We start from the raw sequence: 21,462 nt of genomic DNA, 5'->3' as shown, positions 1-21,462 counted from the left end.
GGGGACACAACATGTTTCGGAATGTAGCGGAACTAGTTGCACAAGCAGAAGAGAAAAATGTAAAAATCGCAGAGATTATGATTCAATGTGAAATGGAAACAAGAAACCTTTCTCGTGAAGCAGTAATTGCTGGAATGGAAAAAAACTTAGTTGTAATGGAAAAAGCAGTTGAGCGCGGAATTCAAGGTGTAAAATCTCCAACTGGACTTACTGGTGGAGATGCAGTGAAAGTACAAGCGTATATGAAAAGTGGAAAAGGTTTATCAGGGGATACAATTTTAGATGCGGTAAGTAAAGCTGTTGCAACGAATGAAGTAAATGCTGCGATGGGAATTATTTGTGCGACGCCAACAGCTGGTTCAGCAGGAACGGTACCAGGTGTGTTATTTGCACTAAAAGAAAAATTAAATCCAACGCGCGAAGAAATGATTGAATTTCTATTTACAGCTGGTGCATTTGGTATGGTTGTAGCAAACAATGCTTGTATTGCTGGTGCAGCCGGTGGGTGCCAAGCGGAAGTTGGTTCAGCAAGTGGAATGGCGGCAGCAGCTGCTGTTGAAATGGCTGGCGGTACACAAAAGCAGGCAGCAACAGCGATGAGTATTGCACTTAAAAATATGCTTGGATTAGTATGCGATCCTGTTGCAGGACTTGTAGAAGTACCTTGTGTAAAACGGAACGCAGCTGGTGCATCAAATGCGATGATTGCAGCTGATTTATCATTAGCTGGTGTAACGAGTATCATTCCCTGTGATGAAGTTATTGAAGCGATGTATCGCATCGGACAAACGATGCCAAGTGCGCTTCGTGAAACAGCAGAAGGCGGTCTTGCAGCAACGCCGACAGGACGTCGTTTACAGGAAGAAATTTTTGGGAAGAAAAGTGAATAAGAGAAAAACCTTGCTTACGCAGCAAGGTTTTTTTATTGTTCATTTACAAACTTCTCTAACGTTTCACCAAGCTCGCGAGAACGCTTTGTTGCTTCTGTAATACATTGAATCAATGCTTCTTGAAATTGAAAGCTTTTCAACACTTCAATGCCAGCTTCTGTCGTTCCTCCTGGCGATGTAATTTCTTTTCTTAATATAGAAGGGTGCTTTTCGTTTGTTTTTAACATCTCTGCCGCGCCAATCATTGTTTGGAGAATAAGTGATTTTGCAACAGTTTCCTCTAAGCCGATTTGTTTTGCTGCGTTTTCCATTGCTTCTACAACGTAATAAATATAAGCTGGACCACTTCCTGATAAAGCGGTGACAGCATGCATATGCTTTTCTTCTACAACAGATACAACACCAATTGTTTCAAAAAGCGTTTTTGCAAGCAATATATGTTCTTCTTTTGCATGAACAGAAGGAGAAATGGCGGTAGCAGATTTTAAAATTGCTGATGATGTATTTGGCATTGCTCTAATAATAGGAACATTTTTTTTCAGTAAATTGACAATGGATGTCGTGGATACACCGGCTAATAATGAAATGATTAGTTGATTACTCGTAATATAATCTCGTAATGGAGTAAGAGCTTCCACAACATCTTTTGGTTTCATTGCTAAAAATATAATATCAGCGTGAGCAATCAGCTCTTTTTTATCATGTGTACCATGTACACCGTATCGGTGGTGCAATTCTTGCAGTCTTCTTTTATTAGAGTGATTACTTACAGTGATTTGTTCTCCTTTTACAACTTGGGCTTGTAATAATCCAGCAATTGTAGCTTCGGCAATTGAGCCGGCACCGACAAAAGCGATTTTTTGTAATGACATGATGTGTCCCCCTTTTACTATGCATATGAGAATAACTTTTATAAATTTACATACATTCGGCTCTTCGTAGAAAATTCCTTCTTTTTATCTGAAAATAATGACAAATTATTGTGTTAGATGTAAACTGAAGGAAGATTCATTTTTTGAAACGGAGAAACAGAGGGGGCGTATAAGTATGACAGTTATTCATAGACTTGAAATTCCTGTTCCATTTGCGGTAGAAATCGTTAATATTTTTTTAGTAGAGGGAGAAACACTTACATTAATTGATACAGGAACGAATACAGAAGAAGCAAGACTAGCATTAGAGAAGCAATTAAATGCATTAGGATATAAGATAGAAGATATTGAAACAGTTGTGCTGACACACCACCATGCCGATCATTGTGGATTATTGGATATATTCCCTAATCAAACAAATATTGTGGGCCATCCGTGGAATGAACCGTGGATTACACAAGATCCGCAATTTCTAAAGCGATATCAACAATTCTTTTTAGATGAATCTAAACAATTTGGAGTTCCAGAAACATTTTTAAAGAAAAGTGCATCGTTAACGAAAACAATGATTTACTCCTGTAAACGTTCGCTTACACATACTGTAAGGGAAGGAGATCGCATTGCTTCGTTGCCGGAATTTACGGTAATTGAAACACCAGGTCATGCTTCTACACATATTTCTTTATATCGTGAAAAGGATGGATTGTTAATTGGTGGTGATGCCTTAATTGGGCATATTTCCTCTAATCCAATTTTAGAACCGCCATATGAAGGAGAAACAGAACGAGCGAAGCCGATGCTGCAGTATAATGAAACATTAAAGCGCTTAGCTAGTATGAATATTTCACGTGTTTTACCTGGGCACGGAGAAGATGTTACTGATGTGAAAAAATTAGTAAATGAGCGTCTCCAAAAACAAGAGGCACGTGCCTTTAAAGTGTTAAATTTATTAAAGGAACAACCGATGACAGCATTTGAAGTATGCGTCAAACTATTTCCTGTGCTATATGAAAAGCAGTTACCGCTTACAATCTCTGAAACGGTTGGACAATTAGACTTTTTAGCATATAATCAACAGGTGATGATTGATAAGTCATCAGAGAAGTGGATTTACTATGCAAAGTAGGTGACAGCCATGAATAGGCGTTTACAAGATAAAGTAATCGTCATAACAGGAGCTTCAAGTGGAATTGGGGAAGAGTTAGCGATGCAAGTAGCGGAGCAGGGGGCAATCCCTGTACTAATCGCTCGCACAGAAGAAAAGTTACGAGAGCTCAAACAAAAAATTGAAACCACATATCGTACTTCTTGTCATTATTATATTTTGGATGTTAGTAATGAAGCCGAAGTGAAGCGTGTTTTTACACAAATACTTCAGGATATAGGACAGATTGATATATTAGTCAATAATGCTGGTTTTGGTGTGTTTAAAACGTTTGTCGAGGCATCTGTGCAAGAAGTAAAGGATATGTTTGATGTAAATGTATTCGGCTTAGTAGCGTGCACGAAAGCAGTTTTACCTTATATGATTGAACGAAATAGTGGACATATTGTGAATATCGCTTCACTAGCAGGAAAAATTGCAACGCCGAAATCAAGTGCATATGCAGCAACAAAGCATGCAGTATTAGGGTTTACAAATAGTTTGCGCATGGAGCTGGCGAATACAAACATTACTGTAACAGCAATTAATCCAGGTCCAATTGATACAAACTTTCATACGATAGCTGATGAATCTGGTACATACGTAAAAAGTGTCGAACGTTACATATTAAAACCAAACTATGTAGCGCAGCAAATTGTAAAAGCAATCGAAATGAAAAAGCGTGAAGTAAATTTACCGAAGTGGATGAATTTAGGGCCGATTATTTTTTCCTTGTTTCCTGGTTTATTTGAACGTGTTGCTGGAAAATCATTAAGTAAAAAATAGGAGATTCTCAAAAAGAGAATCTCCTATTTTTTGTTGATTAAATCTTCTATGGCTGATACTAATTCAGTATTTTCTTTGTAATAATATCCGTTAATTTCAGAAGTCGTGAAACTGCCTACTTTTCCGTCTTTGTTATACATCTTTACGGAATATAAATATCCGACTTTTTTTTCTTGGTTTTCTTCTGGTGTAAATGTAATAGACTGCATGCGATTGATCCATTCATCGATATGTGCTTGATTTGTAATAATTGTATTTTCTCCATTGCCCTTCGTTACTTCTACTTTTGTTACATGAACATGAGGATAAATGCCTGTGAAATTTATGGTGTTATTTTGGCAAGCTGCTAAAAAGAAAGTAAGTAATCCGAGAAGAATAAAAACTTTTTTCATTTTTTATAATCTCCTTTTCATGCTTTATATTCCTTTAACATGTTATAAGTTTCTCAATGTTTACGATAACGTAATATACTCATACACGACATCTTCTACAGCCTCATATAAATCAATCTCCGCATGGTTAGAAAACATATTTTGAATACGTTCTATGAGCGTTTCATAGTCTTCTTGTGAAGTTGGCGTACATTGATATTGTTGAAAACTTTTTGTAATCATTTTTTTAATTAATTTTTCATTCATGATTTTTCTCACCTATATGTGTATATGTATTGTTTTCATTGTACTTGAATAAGAAAAGAAAATCTCTACATTGTTGATTTGTGTATAAAAATTCATTTGTCTTAAAGTTTTATTAGTAAAATAACTTTAAAAATAAGGTTTTTTTGTAGTGTTAAATTTATAAATATTTAGTTGACTCTATAAATATACAATACTATAATCGTATTTAAATCTAAAAGGTAATGAGGAGGAATTATGAAAGCGGCAATTATTGGGGCGACTGGATACGGAGGACTTGAGCTTTTACGGTTATTAACACATCACCGAAGCTTTACAGTGACATCAGTTCATTCTTTTTCGCAAATTGGAGAAGTGATGACAATCCCTTATCCTCATTTATCTACTTTTGTTTCTCATACATTAGCAGAGGTAGATGTTGAAGAGATTGCGAAAGAAGCGGATTTTGTGTTTTTAGCAACACCGGCTGGGGTGTCAGCAAATTTGACGCCGAGTTTACTAGACGCTGGTGTAAGAGTTATTGATTTATCAGGAGATTTTCGAATTCGAGAGCCGTTTATCTATGAAGAGTGGTATAAAAAAACAGCTGCAAAAGAAGAAGTATTACAACAAGCAGTGTACGGATTAACGGAATGGAAAAAAAGCGAGATCGCAACTGCAAATTTAATTGCGAATCCAGGATGTTATGCAACTGCCACTTTGCTTGCGGCAGCTCCATTAGTAAAAAACGGAATCATTGAAGTGGATTCACTTATTATTGATGCGAAATCAGGAGTATCTGGGGCAGGGAAGACACCGACAAGTATGACGCACTTTCCGGAAATTCACGATAATTTATACATTTATAAAGTAAATGAACATCAGCATATCCCGGAAATTGAGCAAATGTTGCGAGAATGGGATGAGAACATGAAACCAATCACGTTTAGTACACATCTGATTCCGATTACGAGAGGGATTATGGTCACGCTCTATGCAAAGGCGAAACAGGAAATAACGGCTGATGTGCTTCAGCAGCTTTATGAGGAAAGTTATTTTCATTCACCGTTTGTAAGAATACGAGAAAAGGGAGTTTTTCCAAGTCCGAAAGAAGTAAGGGGATCTAACTTTTGTGACATCGGAACGGCTTATGATAAACGAACAGGCCGAATTACGATTGTAGCAGTTATTGATAATGTAATGAAGGGTGCAGCTGGGCAGGCTGTGCAAAATGCAAATATATTAGCAGGGGTGGAAGAGACGGAGAATTTACACTTTATGCCGTTATATCCGTAGGGGGGAGAAAACATGATTGAAACAGTAATATGTACGAAGATAGAAAACGGTTCAATTGTAACACCAAAAGGATTTGCCGCGATTGGGATTCATGCAGGGTTAAGAAAAGAGAAAAAAGATATGGGAGCAATCGTATGTGAAGTACCGGCGAGCTGCGGGGCTGTTTATACGAAAAATCAATTTCAAGCAGCTCCTCTTATTGTTACGAAAGAAAGTATTGCTGCTAAGCAAAAATTACAGGCTATTGTTGTGAATAGTGCAAATGCGAATTCTTGCACAGGTGCAAAAGGACTGCAGGATGCATATGAAATGCGTGCATTAGCAGCTAAGCAGTTTCATGTTGAGGAGAATGACGTTGCGGTAGCGTCTACAGGAGTTATCGGAGAGCTTCTACCAATGGAGAAAGTACGAAGTGGTATTTCTTCGTTACAACCATCAACAGAAGTAGAGATTGCGACATCGTTTTATGAAGCAATTTTGACGACAGATTTAGTTGCGAAACAATCATGTTACAAGTTTTCAATTGATGGGAAAGAGGTTGCTATTGCCGGAGCTGCGAAAGGCTCGGGGATGATTCATCCAAATATGGCAACGATGCTCGGGTTTATTACGACTGATGTGAATATAGAAAGTGAAACATTACAAAGAGCTTTATCCCAAATTACAAATCATACATTTAATCAAATTACAGTCGATGGAGATACGTCTACAAATGATATGGTACTTGTGATGGCTAGTGGGTTATCCAATACAACTGCAATATGCGAAAAACATCCTGAATGGGAGAAGTTTTTATTTGTACTTGAAAAGGTATGTGAAGATTTAGCAAAGCAAATTGCAAAAGATGGAGAGGGAGCGACAAAGTTAATTGAAGTAAATGTGCATGGTTCGCGAACTGTAGAAGAGGCAAATATGATTGCGAAGCAAATTGTCGGTTCCAATCTTGTGAAGGCAGCTGCATATGGTGAGGATGCAAATTGGGGCCGTATTATTAGCACAATCGGACAAAGCGGCATTGTGATTGAACCGAGTGCGGTTAATATTTATATTCAGTCGATTGCAGTATTGAAGGATAGTGAACCTCAATATTTTTCAGAAGAAGAGATGAAACAAATGTTACAACAAGAAGAGCTTATTATTGATGTATATCTACATCTAGGAAAGTCGAGCGGAAGAGCATGGGGATGCGACTTAAGTTATGAATATATAAAGATTAATGCTTGCTATCGTACATAAGGAGAGAAGAGATGAGAGAACGTATTGTAATAAAATGCGGCGGCAGTATGTTGGATCGTTTAGGTGAAACATTTTTTCAATGTATGAAACAAATTGCGCAAATGTATGATGTGATTGTTGTTCATGGCGGCGGGCCTGAAATTGATGCGATGCTAAGGAAATTAAGCATTCCAATTGAAAAGAAAGATGGATTACGTGTGACAACAGCAGAGGTAATGAAGATTGTACAAATGGTGTTATGCGGCAGTACAAATAAGACATTTGTTTCAAAATTAAATGAACAAAAACTTGAAGCGATTGGACTATCTGGTTGTGATGGGGGATTATTGCAAGTCGCTCCGCTAGAAGCACAATTTGGTTTTGTCGGTGAAGTAAAATTTGTTCGAACAACAATATTACAGTGTTTGTTAGCAAATCAGTTTATTCCCGTTGTTGCACCCGTTGGAGTAATGGATGGACAGCTATATAACGTGAATGCAGATACAGCAGCAGCGGCGATTGCGACAGCCATCAATGCGAAAAAATTAATTTTTATTACAGATGTAGATGGCGTTATAAATAAGGAAAAGCTCATTGAGAAAGCAAATAAACAGCAGCTTCTTGAACTTATAGATATGGGAACGATTACTGGTGGAATGATTCCGAAAGTGAAAGCTGCACTAGCATCATTAGAACTAGGAGTAAAGGATGTTGTAATTGTGAATGGTACACAAAGTTTTTTGACAGATAAAGGAGAGTGGATTGGAACAATAGTAACAAAAGGGGGGAGAGGTAGTGGGACAGCATGTTTTTCCAACATACAGTAGACGAAATATTGAAATTGTGAACGGAAGCGGTACAAAGGTTACAGATAAACAAGGAAAGCAATATTTAGATTTTACTTCTGGCATTGCGGTATGTAATTTAGGGCATTGTCATCCAGCAGTGGTAAATGCTGTAGAAGAGCAATTACAAACGATATGGCACATTTCTAATTTATTTCCACATACTGTACAAGAAGAAGTTGCTAAGTTATTAACAAAGGATCGAGAGTTATACTATGCATTTTTTTGTAATAGCGGAGCGGAAGCAAATGAGGCAGCGCTGAAGTTAGCCCGTAAGTATACAAAGAAATCCGTTGTGATTACGTGTAAACAATCATTTCACGGACGAACTTTTGCGACGATGAGTGCAACAGGGCAATCTAAAATTCATGATGGGTTTGGACCACTTCTTCCAAGTTTTCTACACCTCCCTTTTAATGATATTGCTGCGTTTCAAGAAGCGGTGAATGAAGAAATTGCAGCGGTTATGGTGGAAGTTGTACAGGGGGAAGGCGGTGTTTTTCCAGCAGATGTTCCATTTTTACGTGAAATTGAGAAGTTGTGTCATGCAAACGGTGCACTTTTCATTGTAGATGAAGTCCAGACCGGAATTGGAAGAACAGGGACGTTATTTGCGTATGAACAAATGGGTATTTCACCTGATATTGTCACGGTTGCAAAAGCACTTGGAAATGGTATTCCGATTGGAGCGATGCTTGGTAAAGAAGAGTTAGGATCTGTTTTCACTCCAGGAACACACGGTTCGACGTTTGGCGGGAATTTTATTGCGATGGCAGCTGCAAAAGAAGTATTACAAATTGTTTCACAACCTTCTTTCTTGCAAGAAGTACAAGAAAAAGGAACGTATTTTTTACGGAAATTACAAGAAGATCTGCAGGATAAGGAGTGGATTATTGATATTCGCGGGAAAGGACTCATGATTGGGGTTGTATGCAAAGGGGAAGTTAGTGCGATGGTAGCGGCGTTAGAGAAAGAAGGCCTTCTCGTTTTGCAAGCTGGACCAAATGTACTGCGAATATTACCGCCGCTTATTGTAACGAAAGCAGAAATAGATGAAGCGGTGCATATGATGAATCATGTATGTAAACAAGCACTGCTAAAATAGAGGGGGAATTTATATGCAAACAGTTTCTGTACCAAAACTGCAAACAAAGGATATTTTAACATTAGAAGAATTATCACAAGAAGAAATCATTGCAATTATTGAGTTTGCGATGTATGTAAAAAAAGAAAAAACGTTGCCACTCTTAAACGGAAAAATTTTAGGATTAATCTTTGATAAACACTCTACTCGTACACGTGTATCTTTTGAAGCTGGAATGATTCAGCTTGGAGGGTATGGTATGTTTTTAAACGGAAAAGAACTGCAACTTGGAAGAGGAGAAAGTATAGCGGATACGGCAAAAGTGCTATCACAATATATAGATGGAATTATGATCCGAACATTTTCACATGCGGAAGTAGAAGAATTAGCAAAGGAAGCGACAATTCCCATTATTAATGGGTTAACAGATGATCACCATCCGTGTCAAGCATTAGCAGATTTAATGACGATTTATGAAGAAGTGAAGACATTTAAAAATATTAAGCTTGCTTACGTTGGTGATGGAAATAATGTTTGTCATTCACTGCTCCTTGCAAGTGCAAAAGTAGGTATGAACATTACAGTTGCAACGCCTTTAGGATATGAAGCAAATGAAGAAATTGTGAAACGTGCAATTGAAATTGCGAAGGAAACAGGAACTACAATTGAAATTACATATAATGCAAAAGAGGCTGTCAAAGAAGCAGATTTTATTTATACAGATGTTTGGATGAGTATGGGGCAAGAAGATAATAAAGAGAAATATAAACTGTTTCAGCCATATCAAGTGAATGAGCAACTTGTCCAAGAAGCGAAATCAACTTATCGATTCTTACACTGTCTACCAGCTCATCGCGAAGAAGAAGTCACCGCAGAAATCATTGATGGTCCACAATCAATTGTGTTTCAACAAGCTGGAAATCGCCTGCATGTACAAAAATCATTATTAGTCAGTTTATTACAAGATGAACAACCTTCTTCATAATAGAAGGTTGTTTTCGATTCGAAATGTCTTATCTAGATTTCGCATTTTCTCTTTATATACTTTATAATAGTAAGCAACAGAAAAATATAAGAGAGATGATGTCGATGCGAGTAAATAAGAAAACATATTCATTCTTTCAGCGTATTTGGCGGGGAATGAAGTTAAATTATTATAGATTATTGCGTGCACCAGAAGGCGCAAAAATTGTATCACGAGGATTTGCTGTGGGGTTTGGAATGGAGATGTTAGTTATTCATACGGCTTCGCTCGTATACCTTATTTTTTATCCTCTTGTTCGATTACTGAAAGGTTCATTTCCAGCAGCTGTGATCGGTAATATTATTGGGAAATTAACATTTTTACCTGTTATTTTAATTCCTTTCGCGCATGCACTCGGAAAACTCATTTATCCTTTTCATGTAAAAAAAATACCGCTTCACCATTATACAATAGGAGACATTTTTTCAAGTAATGGGTTAACAATCTTAAGAAGTCTGTTACAAAGTGAAGTATATGTAATAATAGGCATGACAATTTTAGGAATTGGACTTGGAATAATTGCTTATTTTGTTATGTACTATTTATACGAGAAAAACCGTAAATTACGATTGACGAAAAGAAAGAGACAAATAAAAAGACCAATTGCACAACTATAATGAATGCACATCAAATTTCCTTTTTGAATATGCTTCTAAAAAGGAGGAAAGCTGATGTTTTTTTCTTATTATGACCCTAGGTATTACCCGCAGGTTGTATATTATCCTGTTTCTTACGTAAGACAGACTGTTCAACCATCACAAGAAAGTAAGCCGTATTTAACTACTTGGCCGTATTCAAATGTATATTATGGAAACTATTATGAATCATAAAGTGAAACTTCCATCAGCGGGGAGCTTCATCCCCCACCTATCTTCTTCGCTTCTCTCTTCCTCTTGAGGTGGGGGTCTTACTGCCCGTTAATGCGGGATAAAGCTGCTTCTCTTTAGAAGCAGCTTTATATATTTGCTTTCATAATTAAATTTTGGATTGTTTGCAAGGAATGGGTTAACTGCTCCCGATCGCTTGCTGATAATGTTTGTAAATTTTCTTTTAGCTTTTTTAAAAGGAATTGTTTGTATTGATTGACTAATGATTTTCCTTCGGCTGTAAGAGACATTAAAATAACCCGTCGATCTTTTTCGCTATAATGGCGCTCTACAAGATCTTCTTGAATGAGTTTATTTAGCAATGGTGTCATATTCGGCCTTGAAATAGCTAATCGTTTGCCGATTTCTGAAACTGCTAATGTATCTCGCTCATGCAATAACAATAACACCTGCGTATGTGATGGTGGCATGTGTCGCTGAGAAGAGAACTCTCCAGGAAGCATAAACTTGCGATAAAAAAGAGGTACTAGCGAAAGAAGATGATCAACGATGCGTTCCCACTCACGTGAATCCATATAACAGGCCCCCTTCTGTTCTTATTGTAACAAAAAAACATAATGTTATAAAAATAGAATGATTTTTGTGTGAAATCAGGAAGAAGAACCGCCTGTAAGGGCCCGATTAGTTCAACTAACCATAAGTAGAAAACCCGTCTACTTATGGAAGTTTCACTTTATCCCGCCCAAACAGGCGGTAGCTTGTGTAAAATTGGGAGGGAGAACCGCCTGTAAGGGCCCGATTGGTTCAACTAACCATAAGTAAGAAACCCACTTACTTACGGAAGTTTCACTTTATATGACAACACTTGTTTTGCAAATGATTCTGCAATTATTTCATATCCTTTGTCATTTGGATGAACTTGATCATACAGTAAGTCTTTTTGATCATTTGGTAATAATTTGCGAATTGGTAAGACGAGTGAAGGTTGGTTTTCTTTTGAAATCGAATATATTGTTTTGTTCCAATTGTCTAAGAAAACATTTGCGTAAGAAGCAATGGAATCATCCAGTTTTAATGGGTTATAGAGTTCAGATAAAATGATGAGTGCGTTAGGATTAGCGGCACGAATCGTTTTTACGATGTTTTGTAAATCTTGTTCAAAATGATCTTTTTCTTCATTTAATAATTTCATTCCTTCAATAACACCGACGTCTCGCTTTATGTGTAAAACGTTATTCCCGCCAATACTAATTGTAATCATGTTAGCTTCTTTTATTTTTTTCCTCATTTCGTCGGTTTGTATCATTTGCAGTAACCGGTCTGTTGTTAAGCCATTTATTGCAAGATTATCGACTATAATTTGTTTTTGTAATTGTGTTTCTAATGTATGAGAAGCAACTTGTACATATCCGCCTTGTGTAGACCCGTAACCTTTGGCAAGAGAATCACCTAGGACAAGATGATGAAGCGTCGCATCAGTTTGTGTATCAATCCAGTGCGGAACGGTTGTTGCTGGGGATTCTTTTTGAATATTTGTCTCATTATTCTTGTCACAATACAAAAGTGTAATGATAAGAAGGAGGAGACAAACTGTAGGTAAAAGAAGTTTTTTCATTATGTTATCCTCCTTATAAATGGTTATTGTATCATATTCATGATGAGAAGCAATGGAAGAAATATTACGTCTTCACGAAAATTTTACAATGCTTTTACAGAAAATTTGTAGAAGAACGTCAAAATTTGTTGACGATTGTAACGACTGTTCGTTATGATAAATTCCAGATGGGTAAATTTATCCAAATTGCAACAGAAGTAGGACAACTAACGTCTTGGCAATTTGGATGATTAAGAAGTAGGGACATTGATCCCATCGTATATTTTATAACTGGGGATTATGCTATAGGGGGGATTTTTTGTGAAGAAATCAACAAAAACGTTGACTGGTGCTACACTTGCATTGGGTGTTATTGCTCCGCAAGTATGGGCTACGCCTGCATATGCAGAGGAAAGTGCTGTAAAACTAAGAATACTAGAAACATCTGATATTCACGTAAACTTAATGAACTATGATTATTATCAAACAAAAACAGATAATAAGGTAGGATTAGTTCAAACAGCAACTCTTGTTAATCAAGCACGTGGAGAGGTAAAAAACTCTGTTTTATTTGATGATGGAGATGCACTGCAAGGGACGCCGCTTGGCGATTATGTAGCAAATAAAATAAAAAAAGAAGATCCAAGCTATGTGCATCCGTTATATCGTATGATGAATTTAATGAAGTATGACGTCATCTCTCTTGGAAATCATGAATTTAACTACGGTTTAGATTATTTAAAAAAAGTGACTAGCGAAACAAAGTTTCCTGTAATTAACTCGAATGTATATGATGCAAAAACTGGTGAAAATTATTTCAAACCATATTATGTTTTTGAAAAAGAAGTAGAAGATGAAGCTGGACAAACGCAGAAAATAAAAATTGGAGTTATGGGCTTTGTACCACCGCAAATTATGGGATGGGATAAAGCGAATTTAGAAGGAAAAGTAATAGCAAAAGATATTGTAGAAACAGCAAAAGAAATGGTGCCGAAAATGCAAGCAGAAGGCGCAGATGTTATCGTTGCGTTAGCTCATTCGGGTGTTGATAAAAGCGGTTACAATTCTGGGATGGAGAATTCATCCTATTATTTAGCAACAGAAGTTCCTGGTGTTGACGCAGTGCTGATGGGGCATTCTCATGCAGTAGTAACGGACAAGTATAAAGATGTTCCTGTTGTAATGCCAGGTGTTTTCGGAAATAATTTAGGTATGATTGATATGGAATTAAAGCAAGTGAACGGAAAATGGGAAGTACAAAAAGATAAATCGAACCCTACTGTTCGTCCAATTGCAGATAGTAAAGGAAATGCTTTAGTAGAATCAGACCAAAAATTAGTAGACGAGATAAAGGATGATCATGAAAGAACAATTAAATATGTAAATACACCAGTTGGTGAAACGACAGCGCCAATTAATAGTTACTTTGCGCTTGTACAAGATGATCCATCTGTTCAAATTGTAACGAATGCACAAAAGTGGTACACAGAGCAGAAGATGAAGGGTACGAAATTTGAAGGGCTGCCAATTTTATCAGCAGGTGCACCGTTTAAAGCAGGCGGACGTAACGGCGCTACATATTATACAGATATTCCGGCGGGGACGCTTGCAATTAAAAACGTTGCGGACTTATACGTATATCCAAACACATTATATGCAGTGAAAGTAAACGGGGTTCAGTTGAAAGATTGGTTAGAAATGTCTGCAGGTCAATTTAATCAAATTGATTCAAAGAACAAAGATGAGCAAAAATTAGTCAATATTAACTATCCAACATACAATTTTGACGTATTAGACGGCGTGAAATATGAAATTGATGTAACGCAGCCTGCTAAATATGACAAAGATGGAAAAGTTGTAAATGAAGGTGCAAACCGTATTGTGAACTTAACGTTTGACGGAAAGCCAGTGACGGATAGTCAAGAGTTTGTTGTAGCAACGAATAACTATCGTGGTAGCAGTAAAACATTCCCAGGCGTAAGTAATGGGGAAGTACTTTTACAATCTCCTGATGAAACTCGTCAAATTATTGTAGAATATATGAAACAAATAAAAACAATTAACCCGACAGCAGATAAAAACTGGTCATTTAAACCAATTGCTGGTGAGAAATTGAATGTTACATTCGATTCTTCTCCAAATGCCAAAAAATATATAACAAAAGACGGCAAAATTTCTTACGTTGGCCCATCAGAAAATGAATTTGCCAAATATGCAATGGATTTAACGAAAAAAGATGAACCAACTGGTGGAGAGAAGCCAAATGGCGGCGATAATGGAACGGATCAACCGAAAACGCCAACAGATAATAACAATGGCGGAGACCAGCCGAAAACAACAGAAGATAATAAAAACAGTGCAGAGAAGCCAGAGGCAACAGATTCAAGTAAAGAGCAAGCGAAAACAGACAACAACTTGCCAAACACAGGAGCGAATGTGTTTACGACATTAGGCGCAGGTCTTGCGTTTATTGGTGCAGGTGCAATAGCATTATTTAGAAGAAAGAAATTAAATAAATAATAAAGAATAAAGTCCACTGCTAAGGCAGCGGACTTTTCTTTATATTCTTTCTCCCGTGATAGGCCAAATCCTGTGAATCCGACAAATAAAGTGATGAGTGGACAAAGTAAACAGAAAACGGTATATGGCAGGTAGCTCATCGTATTTTTCTGCAAATGCTTGACTCGGTAAGATGATTGATAAGTATTGTTCACCGAGCAAAAAGTTAACGCCCCTGCAACAATTATTTTTAAAGTTGTATGATAGAGAAATAGGGTACAAATTATCTATTTGTTCGTTATAATGAATTTAAGGAGGCGAAATATGAAGATAAAAATCATAATTATTTCAATGTTGTTTACAGTCATTGGTGGTGCTGGAATTTATACAGCATTTGCGTCATCTCCTAATTCAGTAAAGAAAAGTGTTGAAAAGCCAAAAGAAACAGTAAGACAAGATGAAGAAGAAAAAATGAAAAAAACAGCAGATAAATTCGGGATTTCTACAGAAGGAAAAACAAAAGAACAGATTCAAAAAGAAATAGGTGCAGTGCGTTCTGAAAAGCGCCAAGAGCTTCTTCGAGAGCATGCAAAAGAGCTTGGGATTGAAGTAGAAGGTAAAACAGACGAACAATTGATTCAAGAAATTGGTAAAATTCAGCATGAAAAATAGGGCGACTTATCATAGGATAAGTCGTTCTTTTTTTAGAATAGGATTCTATGAAAAAGAATTGACAGTATTTGTTTTTTAATGTTAACCTTTAAATAAAATAAGTTAACATTAGAGGTGGCAATCATGACTGTGAGGAGCATGGAACTTACATATGAGGAATTAGCTCAAAAAAATAAAGAGTATGTGTGGCATCCTTTTACTCAAATGAAAGATTATTTGGAAGATGATCCTGTCATTATTGAACGGGGAGAAGGAAGAAAATTGTATGATGTGAATGGGAAAGGCTATTGGGACGGTGTATCTTCTATTTGGCTTAATGTTCATGGTCACCATGTTCAAGAGTTAGATGATGCGATTCGTGAGCAATTGAATAAAGTTGCACACTCTACATTGCTAGGTATCGCGAATGTACCAAGTATTTTATTAGCCGAAAAAATTATTGAAATTGTACCGAATGGACTGAAGAAAGTTTTCTATTCTGATTCTGGTGCGACATCAGTTGAAATTGCAATTAAAATGGCCTTTCAATATTGGCAGCATAAAGGAAAGGCGAAAAAGAAGAAATTTATAACGATGAAAGAAGCGTATCATGGCGACACAATTGGAGCGGTATCTGTCGGGGCGATTGATATGTTTCACCAAGTGTATAGTACGCTTTTATTTGATACGTTAAAAGTACCATATCCGTATACATATCGTTCTCCTTATGGGGAAGATGGGCAAATGATTGTAAAAAAGCATTTAGAAGAAATGGAAGATTTATTGCGAGGCAATCACGAAGAAGTAGCAGCTGTTATTGTTGAACCACTTGTCCAGGGGGCGAGCGGGATTATTACTATGCCAGATGGTTATCTAAAAGGATTAAGAGAGCTTTGCACAGCATACAATGTTCTTCTTATTACAGATGAAGTAGCAACGGGATTTGGCAGAACAGGAAAAATGTTTGCTTGCGAGCATGAGGGAATTACGCCGGATATTTTAACTGCCGGAAAGGGGCTAACAGGTGGATATTTACCAGTTGCCATTACCGTAACGACAGATGAAGTTTATCGAGCATTTTTAGGTGATTATGAGGAACAAAAAACGTTTTTTCATGGTCATAGTTATACAGGGAATCCACTAGGCTGTGCAGTAGCACTTGCAAATTTGAAATTATTCGAAACGACTAATCTTATAGAAGCTGTTAGTCATAAATCGGAATACATCGCAAAACGCTTAGAAGTTTTGCATGGGTTTAAGCATGTAGGAGATATTCGTCAGCGCGGCTTTATGATTGGTATTGAGCTTGTGCAAAATAAAGAAACGAAGGAAGCGTATTCTTGGCAGGAACGAGTTGGGGTGAAGGTTTGCAAAAGAGCACGTGATTTAGGAATGATTCTTCGCCCACTAGGAAATGTTGTTGTCTTTATGCCGCCGCTTGCTTCTACAATAGAAGAATTGGATGATATGATTGTGATTTTACAGCAAGCCATTCAAGAGGTAACGGAGGGAGAATGATGAGTGGTTTCTTTGTGACAGCAACTGATACGGAAGTAGGAAAAACGGTTGTAACAGGTGCATTAGCAGGTGTGCTTCGCGAGCGCGGGTATAATATTGGTGTCTATAAACCATTGCAAAGTGGTCATCTTTCCTCACATCCAGAAGGAGATGCTGCTCGGTTGAAAGCAGCTGCTGGTGTAACAATATCATGCGAAGAGATTTGTCCATACTCAGTTCAAGAACCGCTTGCACCTCGCTTAGCAATGAAGCGGGCGGGAAGGAAAGTGTTATTATCAGATATTACTAGTCATTACGAAGAATTATCGAAACAATTTGACTCTTTACTTGTAGAAGGTGCTGGTGGACTCGTAGTTCCCTACACAGACGATGCCCTCGTTGCCGATTTTGCTAAACAATTGCAATTACCATTGCTTATTGTAGCAAGGCCAACACTTGGGACAGTGAATCATACGATTTTAACAATTTCTTATGCAAAAGCACACGGCTTATCAGTTGCGGGGATCATTTTATCTGGATGCCGAGAACATGAAAAAGAAAGAGTGCTAGAAAATAAAGAAATGATAGAAGAATTAAGCGGCGTACCGGTTATTGGATTGCTGCCTGCGCTTCGTGAAGAATTTACAAGAAATGAACTATTACAAGCAGCAGAAGAGAGTATTGCAATCTCAAGGTTAGAGGAGCTTTTACGCAATGAATCCAGTGTGGGAAACTCATTTTCAGTCTAGGTTATCGAGTTTTATTGAAACATCACAGCACCGAAAATTATTTGCAACGGAGCACGCCGAACAAGCGTGGCTCGTTCGAAATGGAAAGAGATTATTAAATTTAGCTTCAAACAATTACTTAGGATTAGCTGGTGATGAACGATTAAAAGAAGCAGCAATAGAAGCGACAAAAAAGTATGGGACCGGAGGGACGGCATCCCGTCTTGTTGTAGGGAACTATCCGTTATATGAAGAAATCGAACAGCATATATGTGCTTGGAAAGAAACTGAAAAAGCACTAATTGTGAATAGCGGTTACACGGCAAATATCGGAGCAATTTCTTCACTTGTAAGTCGTCATGACATTGTGTTTAGCGATAGGCTGAATCACGCCAGTATTGTAGATGGTATCGTATTAAGCGGTGCCGAGCATAAGCGCTATCGTCATAATGATTTAGAACATTTAGAGCAATTACTGAAATCTGCAAAGGTAGAAAAACGAAAACTTATTGTGACGGATACCATTTTTAGCATGGATGGAGATAGAGCTCATTTAAAAGATTTAGTGATGCTGAAAGAAAAATACGGAGCGCTTCTTATGGTTGATGAGGCACATGCTGGCGGAATATACGGGAAAAACGGAGCGGGTCTTGCTCATGAGCATCCCCAATTAGCTAAGTCAATCGATATTCACATGGGTACATTTAGTAAAGCAATGGGCTGTTATGGTGCGTATATTACTGGAAGTACTGTTTGTATCGAGTATTTGATCAATACGATGCGCAGTTTTATTTTTACAACCGCTTTACCTCCAGGAACGCTTGGAGCAATTGGGAAAGCAATTGACATTGTGAGAAAAGATGAAACAGATCGTTATAGATTAATAGAAAATGGCCGATATTTTCGAACAACTCTGCAAGAAGCTGGTTTTCATATTGGAGACAGCACGACGCATATTGTTCCGGTTATCGGAGGTTCTAATGAAGCAGTGCTCCGTTTTAGCATGAAATTGCAAGAAGCAGGAATAGCGGCAATTGCGATTCGGCCGCCTACTGTTCCGCAGCATAGTTCCCGCATCCGCTTTGCCGTAACAGCTCATCATACGAATGATGATTTACAATGGGCAACGCAGCAAATTATACAAATTGGAAAAGAAGAAGGGGTGATTTCATGACGCGACCTAGTCTTATTCTTATTCCTGGGTGGGGTATGGAAGAACAGGTTTGGGAAGCATTCCTTCCGTATTTACATGATTTTCCCGTGCATGTCGTTCATTGGCGCAATCTTGAAGATGAGCAGGGCTTTCAACGCCGAATTATAGAGGTAGCGCAAGATAAAGAAGTAATTTTAGTTGGCTGGTCACTTGGGGCATTGGCCGCTCTTCAAGTGCACCATTTATTGCAAACGAAAGGGATTGTGTTACTAGGAGGAACAGCGAAATTTACAACAGAATCCGATTACATACATGGCTGGAAACACTCTTTTGTCGACCGAATGAACCGAAATCTTTTGAAACAAAAAGATGATACGTTGAAACGGTTTTATGTAAGTATGTTTTCCAGGGCGGAGCAGGAAAGCGGACAAGACAGGGCATTTCTGAAGATAGCTGAACAATTTCAAGGTGATTCGAGTCATTCTTTGCAATGTGGGCTCCATTATTTAATGGAAACAGATGTTAGAGAACAGTTATTGCAAATAGATGTGCCAGTATTACTTCTTCATGGGAAAGATGATGTGATTTGTCCTCTCTCTGCGGCGGAGTATATACAAGGAAAAATAAACGCATCACTCACGATTATAGAAGATGCTGGACATGCACTTTGTTTTACACAAGCAAAGCGATGTGCACAAGAAATGATACAGTTTGTAAAGGGGATAGAGCAAAATGATTAACAAGACGTTGTTACAAAAGCGATTTAATCAAGCTGCTGTATCTTATGATCAATATGCAACTGTTCAAAAAAAGATGGCAGATCAGCTGCTTGCTCATATGAAAGAACATTACGACGAATCGGCACAAATTCATATTTTAGAACTTGGCTGCGGCACAGGTTATGTAACGGAGCAACTAGCAACATTCTTTCCGAAGGCAACGATTACAGCCGTTGATTTTGCAGAAAGTATGATTGTGAAAGCAAAAACAAGGTGTAATGTAGAGTCTGTTACATTTCAATGTGAAGACATTGAACGTATTACACTTCAGGAACAATACGATGTAATAATCTCCAATGCAACCTTTCAATGGTTAAATGATTTATCAGCTACGTTAGTACATTTATATAAAAATTTACGTGAAGATGGCGTGCTGTTGTTTTCGACATTTGGAAATGAAACGTTTCATGAGCTTCATACATCATTTCAGCGTGCGAAAACAGCGTATGCAATAGAGGATGTTACAACTGTTGGGCAAAGATTTTTTACAGGATTACAGCTGCAACAATTATGTAAAAGAATAACAGGGGATATACAGATTACTGAAACATGTTACATAGAAACGTTTGCTGCAGTTCGTGAATTTTTACAATCGATTCGTAAAGTTGGAGCAACGAATAGCAATGAAGAATCTTATTGTCAAAGTCCTTCTGTCTTTCGCAGTATGCTTCGCATATACGAACGGGATTTTACAGAAGGTGAACGAATTGCAGCAACATATCATGCTTTATTTTCTTATATGAAAAAAGAGGGGAAGAGAAGAAATGAAACATGTACAAACGAAAACAGATTGGAAGCAAATCGCATTTGAAGTATTAGAGGGAAGAGATGTAACGAAAGAAGAGGCACTAAGTATTTTACAAGCAAATGACGAAGAAGTTTTAGAAATTATGAATGCGGCGTATGTCATTCGTCATCATTACTTCGGGAAAAAAGTAAAACTAAATATGATTATTAATACGAAGTCAGGTTTATGTCCAGAAGATTGTGGGTATTGTTCTCAATCAATCATATCCGAAGCTCCGATTGATAAATATGCTTGGTTAACACAAGAGAAGATTGTTGAAGGTGCACATGAAGCCATTCGTCGTAAGGCGGGCACATATTGTATCGTAGCTTCTGGCCGTCGCCCAACTAATAAAGAGGTAGATCATGTTATTGGAGCGGTAAAGGAAATCCGCGAAACGACTGATTTAAAGATTTGTTGTTGTTTAGGATTCTTAAATGAAGATCAAGCAGAACGTCTTGCAGAAGCTGGCGTGCATCGTTACAATCATAATTTAAATACGCATGTAGATAATTACGAAAGCATTTGCTCAACTCATACGTATGACGATCGTGTTGATACGGTTGAAAAAGCGAAGCATGCAGGTATATCACCGTGTTCTGGTGCTATTTTCGGAATGGGTGAAACGGAGGAACAACGCGTAGAGATTGCATTTGAATTAAAGCGTTTAGATGCGGATTCTATTCCATGTAACTTCCTTGTTTCTGTAAAGGGAACACCGTTAGAAGGACAAAAAGAATTAACACCAATGCAGTGCTTGAGAGTATTAGCGATGATGCGCTTTGTGAATCCGTCAAAAGAAATTCGTATTTCTGGCGGACGTGAAATTAATTTACGAGCTGTTCAACCTCTTGGTTTATTTGCGGCAAACTCAATCTTCGTTGGTGATTATTTAACAACTGCTGGCCAAGAGCCAACAGCAGACTGGGGAATGATTGAAGATTTAGAATTTGAAATTGAGGAATGTGCATTATAAAGTGAAACTTCCATCAGTGGGGGTCTTACTGCCCGCAAATAGCGGGATAAACCTAATGATAACTTGAGAAGAAAGCTCTCTATGAAGGAGCTTTCTTTTTTTGTAAATAAAATGTAATAAAGCGTATATAAGCGTTGGAATCATTGGGTTTGTAAAAAGATGACATAATATGTGTTCGAATTGCCCATTCTGCAATTGTGC

The 21,462-nt window shown here is 37.6% G+C and carries 23 protein-coding genes and 1 pseudogene; 18 read left to right on the top strand and 6 right to left on the bottom strand.

What is annotated here, in order from left to right:
* The first annotated feature begins 11 nt into the window (after window positions 1–11).
* Entirely contained in the window at window positions 12–890 is an 879-nt protein-coding gene (gene sdaAA, locus Q9306_RS00765; RefSeq protein ID WP_306194248.1) for an L-serine ammonia-lyase, iron-sulfur-dependent, subunit alpha, read from the top strand.
* Window positions 891–922: 32 nt separating this feature from the next.
* On the opposite strand, the gene proI is transcribed toward sdaAA, so the two are convergent.
* Entirely contained in the window at window positions 923–1,762 is an 840-nt protein-coding gene (gene proI / locus Q9306_RS00760) for a pyrroline-5-carboxylate reductase ProI (protein WP_306194246.1), read from the bottom strand.
* A 175-nt stretch (window positions 1,763–1,937) separates the two neighbouring features.
* On the opposite strand from proI, the gene Q9306_RS00755 reads away from it, so the two are divergent.
* Together Q9306_RS00755 and Q9306_RS00750 are read left to right on the top strand one after the other, a co-directional pair.
* Window positions 1,938–2,888 carry an MBL fold metallo-hydrolase gene (locus Q9306_RS00755; RefSeq protein WP_306194245.1) on the top strand — a complete coding sequence of 317 codons (951 nt, stop codon included), beginning with the start codon at window positions 1,938–1,940 and terminating at the stop codon, window positions 2,886–2,888.
* Between the two features lie 9 nt (window positions 2,889–2,897).
* Complete coding sequence (locus tag Q9306_RS00750) at window positions 2,898–3,692, top strand: SDR family oxidoreductase (protein ID WP_306194243.1); 795 nt, start codon at window positions 2,898–2,900, stop codon at window positions 3,690–3,692.
* Between the two features lie 23 nt (window positions 3,693–3,715).
* Here Q9306_RS00750 and Q9306_RS00745 read toward each other — a convergent pair whose 3' ends face one another.
* Together Q9306_RS00745 and Q9306_RS00740 are read right to left on the bottom strand one after the other, a co-directional pair.
* The gene (locus Q9306_RS00745) at window positions 3,716–4,084 is read right to left on the bottom strand and encodes a hypothetical protein (protein WP_306194241.1); all 369 of its coding nucleotides are present in this window, start codon (window positions 4,082–4,084) and stop codon (window positions 3,716–3,718) included.
* 60 nt (window positions 4,085–4,144) lie between these two features.
* Window positions 4,145–4,330 (bottom strand): YqzH family protein, encoded by a 186-nt coding sequence (locus tag Q9306_RS00740; RefSeq protein ID WP_306194240.1) that lies wholly within the window; start codon window positions 4,328–4,330, stop codon window positions 4,145–4,147.
* A gap of 234 nt (window positions 4,331–4,564) precedes the next feature.
* Between Q9306_RS00740 and argC the strand changes: the two genes are divergently transcribed.
* The 7 genes from argC (at window position 4,565) to Q9306_RS00705 (ending at window position 10,600) form a co-directional block, all read left to right on the top strand.
* On the top strand, window positions 4,565–5,602 hold the full coding sequence (argC, locus tag Q9306_RS00735) for an N-acetyl-gamma-glutamyl-phosphate reductase (RefSeq protein WP_306194238.1): 1,038 nt from the start codon (window positions 4,565–4,567) through the stop codon (window positions 5,600–5,602).
* Between the two features lie 12 nt (window positions 5,603–5,614).
* On the top strand, window positions 5,615–6,838 hold the full coding sequence (gene argJ, locus Q9306_RS00730; RefSeq protein ID WP_306194235.1) for a bifunctional glutamate N-acetyltransferase/amino-acid acetyltransferase ArgJ: 1,224 nt from the start codon (window positions 5,615–5,617) through the stop codon (window positions 6,836–6,838).
* Between the two features lie 11 nt (window positions 6,839–6,849).
* Window positions 6,850–7,644: an acetylglutamate kinase gene (gene argB, locus Q9306_RS00725; protein ID WP_306194233.1), complete on the top strand. Its 795-nt coding sequence runs from the start codon at window positions 6,850–6,852 to the stop codon at window positions 7,642–7,644.
* Window positions 7,613–8,767, top strand: a complete 1,155-nt coding sequence (argD, locus tag Q9306_RS00720; RefSeq protein WP_306194230.1) for an acetylornithine transaminase — start codon at window positions 7,613–7,615, stop codon at window positions 8,765–8,767. The genes argB and argD overlap by 32 nt, the downstream gene beginning before the upstream one ends.
* A gap of 13 nt (window positions 8,768–8,780) precedes the next feature.
* On the top strand, window positions 8,781–9,731 hold the full coding sequence (argF, locus tag Q9306_RS00715) for an ornithine carbamoyltransferase (RefSeq protein ID WP_306194228.1): 951 nt from the start codon (window positions 8,781–8,783) through the stop codon (window positions 9,729–9,731).
* Between the two features lie 98 nt (window positions 9,732–9,829).
* On the top strand, window positions 9,830–10,387 hold the full coding sequence (locus tag Q9306_RS00710) for a DUF2062 domain-containing protein (protein ID WP_371932283.1): 558 nt from the start codon (window positions 9,830–9,832) through the stop codon (window positions 10,385–10,387).
* 54 nt (window positions 10,388–10,441) lie between these two features.
* Window positions 10,442–10,600: a hypothetical protein gene (locus Q9306_RS00705; RefSeq protein WP_306194222.1), complete on the top strand. Its 159-nt coding sequence runs from the start codon at window positions 10,442–10,444 to the stop codon at window positions 10,598–10,600.
* 125 nt (window positions 10,601–10,725) lie between these two features.
* On the opposite strand, the gene Q9306_RS00700 is transcribed toward Q9306_RS00705, so the two are convergent.
* Together Q9306_RS00700 and Q9306_RS00695 are read right to left on the bottom strand one after the other, a co-directional pair.
* Entirely contained in the window at window positions 10,726–11,172 is a 447-nt protein-coding gene (locus Q9306_RS00700) for a MarR family winged helix-turn-helix transcriptional regulator (protein ID WP_306194220.1), read from the bottom strand.
* Window positions 11,173–11,432: 260 nt separating this feature from the next.
* Window positions 11,433–12,212 carry a GDSL-type esterase/lipase family protein gene (locus Q9306_RS00695; RefSeq protein ID WP_306194219.1) on the bottom strand — a complete coding sequence of 260 codons (780 nt, stop codon included), beginning with the start codon at window positions 12,210–12,212 and terminating at the stop codon, window positions 11,433–11,435.
* A 300-nt stretch (window positions 12,213–12,512) separates the two neighbouring features.
* On the opposite strand from Q9306_RS00695, the gene Q9306_RS00690 reads away from it, so the two are divergent.
* Entirely contained in the window at window positions 12,513–14,711 is a 2,199-nt protein-coding gene (locus Q9306_RS00690) for a bifunctional 2',3'-cyclic-nucleotide 2'-phosphodiesterase/3'-nucleotidase (RefSeq protein WP_306194217.1), read from the top strand.
* Between the two features lie 44 nt (window positions 14,712–14,755).
* Here the strand turns inward: Q9306_RS00690 and Q9306_RS00685 are convergent.
* Window positions 14,756–14,924 (bottom strand): annotated as a pseudogene (locus tag Q9306_RS00685) (Na+/H+ antiporter NhaC); the annotation flags it as partial.
* Between the two features lie 69 nt (window positions 14,925–14,993).
* Here Q9306_RS00685 and Q9306_RS00680 point away from each other — a divergent pair.
* The 7 genes from Q9306_RS00680 to bioB all read left to right on the top strand — a co-directional run bounded on the left by Q9306_RS00680 (window position 14,994) and on the right by bioB (window position 21,261).
* The gene (locus tag Q9306_RS00680) at window positions 14,994–15,362 is read left to right on the top strand and encodes a hypothetical protein (protein ID WP_306194631.1); all 369 of its coding nucleotides are present in this window, start codon (window positions 14,994–14,996) and stop codon (window positions 15,360–15,362) included.
* A 123-nt stretch (window positions 15,363–15,485) separates the two neighbouring features.
* Entirely contained in the window at window positions 15,486–16,859 is a 1,374-nt protein-coding gene (gene bioA, locus Q9306_RS00675) for an adenosylmethionine--8-amino-7-oxononanoate transaminase (protein WP_306194215.1), read from the top strand.
* Window positions 16,859–17,587: a dethiobiotin synthase gene (bioD, locus tag Q9306_RS00670; protein WP_306194214.1), complete on the top strand. Its 729-nt coding sequence runs from the start codon at window positions 16,859–16,861 to the stop codon at window positions 17,585–17,587. Before bioA ends, bioD begins: the two co-directional genes overlap by 1 nt.
* Window positions 17,553–18,740 carry an 8-amino-7-oxononanoate synthase gene (gene bioF, locus Q9306_RS00665; protein WP_306194210.1) on the top strand — a complete coding sequence of 396 codons (1,188 nt, stop codon included), beginning with the start codon at window positions 17,553–17,555 and terminating at the stop codon, window positions 18,738–18,740. The genes bioD and bioF overlap by 35 nt, the downstream gene beginning before the upstream one ends.
* The gene (locus Q9306_RS00660; RefSeq protein WP_306194208.1) at window positions 18,737–19,459 is read left to right on the top strand and encodes an alpha/beta fold hydrolase; all 723 of its coding nucleotides are present in this window, start codon (window positions 18,737–18,739) and stop codon (window positions 19,457–19,459) included. The genes bioF and Q9306_RS00660 overlap by 4 nt, the downstream gene beginning before the upstream one ends.
* Window positions 19,452–20,309, top strand: a complete 858-nt coding sequence (bioC, locus tag Q9306_RS00655; RefSeq protein ID WP_306194206.1) for a malonyl-ACP O-methyltransferase BioC — start codon at window positions 19,452–19,454, stop codon at window positions 20,307–20,309. The genes Q9306_RS00660 and bioC overlap by 8 nt, the downstream gene beginning before the upstream one ends.
* Window positions 20,263–21,261, top strand: a complete 999-nt coding sequence (gene bioB, locus Q9306_RS00650; protein WP_306194203.1) for a biotin synthase BioB — start codon at window positions 20,263–20,265, stop codon at window positions 21,259–21,261. The genes bioC and bioB overlap by 47 nt, the downstream gene beginning before the upstream one ends.
* Window positions 21,262–21,462 lie beyond the last annotated feature (201 nt).

The sequence above is a fragment of the Bacillus multifaciens genome (assembly GCF_030756675.1).
Classification (GTDB): domain Bacteria; phylum Bacillota; class Bacilli; order Bacillales; family Bacillaceae_G; genus Bacillus_A; species Bacillus_A multifaciens.
Note: the sequence above shows the minus strand (reverse complement) of the source record. Positions and strands in the feature narration are given on the sequence as shown.